1 protein-coding gene is annotated in these 1,859 nt (G+C 39.2%); it reads left to right on the top strand.

Annotated features, from left to right (window positions below):
* Positions 1 to 335: 335 nt before the first annotated feature.
* Positions 336 to 1,646 (top strand): threonine synthase, encoded by a 1,311-nt coding sequence (thrC, locus tag FWJ34_RS19270; RefSeq protein WP_308256944.1) that lies wholly within the window; start codon positions 336 to 338, stop codon positions 1,644 to 1,646.
* Positions 1,647 to 1,859: the final 213 nt, after the last annotated feature.

Here is a 1,859-nt window from a genome sequence, read left to right on the forward strand (position 1 = left end):
AAGAGATGTTGTGAGTGCAGAGGTAATTAAAAATAGAGGATTAATTGCGGTAGGGCATACCGTGATAAAAAATGCTTACGGAGACGTACTGACGGGGTTTAAGCAAAGTAATTTGTTTGAGCTAGTTAAGTGTCCTTGAGGTAAGAATCACCCATCACAATCTTCGATTTGATGGCGTGAGTGTCAATTTAGAGTAGGAAATATAATAGCAATCCCGATAAAAATAGTCGGGTATGTTTGACAGCTAATTTGGTAATTGTTATAATTCTTACACAAGCAATCATTTAAAGATTATTTTCAGATTCATCATTATCGATCACACAGGAGAAGATAAAATGACCCAAGCTCTCGAACTTACCTCCACTAGCAACGCTTTTAAACCCACTTTCACCAAATTAGTCTCCAAAGAAGGTAGTGCAGAATATCCTCTCAAAGCCATTCATATTTGCGAAGAAACCTTTGCACCTTTAGAAGTAGCCTACGATTACGATGCTATTAAAGCTCAAGTAAGCCGTGAAAGCATTGCGAAAGGGCCTAATTCCATCTGGCGCTACAAAGCCTTTTTACCGGTTGAAAGTGAAAATCCTATAGATGTAGGTACGGGGATGACTCCCTTTGTTAAATCAAATCGCTTGGCTCGTCGTCTAGGTCTGAAAAATCTTTATATTAAAAATGATGCTGTTAATATGCCTACCCTTAGTTTTAAGGATAGAGTCGTATCCGTTGCTTTAACTCGTGCTAGAGAGTTAGGTTTTACTACCGTCTCCTGTGCTAGTACTGGTAACTTAGCCAACTCCACAGCCGCTATTGCCGCTCATGCTGGTTTAGACTGTTGTGTGTTCATTCCTTCGGATTTAGAAGCAGGAAAAGTTTTAGGTACACTAATTTATAATCCTACAGTAATGGCAGTAAAAGGTAATTATGACCAAGTTAACCGCCTTTGTTGTGAAGTAGGTAATACCTATGGTTGGGGATTTGTTAATATCAATTTACGTCCTTACTACTCTGAAGGTTCAAAAACTTTAGGCTTTGAAGTGGCTGAACAATTAGGTTGGAAATTACCTGATCATATTGTTGCACCTTTAGCCTCTGGATCTTTATTCACCAAAATTCACAAAGGATTTCAAGAATTTGTTAAAGTTGGTTTAGTAGATGATAAACCCGTACGTTTTAGTGGTGCGCAAGCAGAAGGTTGTTCACCTATTGCCCAAGCCTTTAGAGAAGGCAGAGATTTTGTTATCCCCGTAAAACCTAATACTATTGCTAAGTCGATCGCCATCGGTAATCCAGCTGACGGAATGTATGCGTTGGATCTCGCTCGTAAAACGAACGGTAATATTGAATCTGTTAACGATGCACAAATTATTGAAGGGATCAAACTTTTAGCCGAAACTGAAGGTATTTTTACCGAAACAGCAGGAGGTACAACCATAGCAGTACTGAAAAAATTAGTGGAAGCAGGAAAAATTGATCCTGAGGAAACCACCGTAGTTTATATCACTGGTAACGGTTTAAAAACCCAAGAAGCTGTACAAGGTTATATCAGTGAGCCTTTCCTCATCGAACCTAAATTAGACAGTTTTGAACGTGCTTTAGAGCGTTCTCGTACTTTAGAACGTTTAGAATGGCAACAAACCTTAGTCTAATATGTAGGGCGATGCACTGCCCACCAAATTGTTATCAAAAAATCGTGGGTCTAAAACCCTGCTATGCACGGGCATTAGTGAGCTATAATTAAAAAAACATCCTTCGATGTGGTAACAGATAATAAAAGGCAAAAACCAAGCCAATTTCAAGTAAACGTCTGTGGTATTTGGCGGTAGGGCATATCGCTACAGCTTGTGGAGAAAGAGTAAGAC

This window comes from Geminocystis sp. GBBB08, from assembly GCF_016743215.1.
Lineage (GTDB): Bacteria > Cyanobacteriota > Cyanobacteriia > Cyanobacteriales > Cyanobacteriaceae > Geminocystis.

Bases quoted from the DNA above. Each gene is read 5' to 3' on its own strand.
- thrC (WP_308256944.1), top strand. From the start codon at position 336: ATGACCCAAGCTCTCGAACTTACCTCCACTAGCAACGCTTTTAAACCC.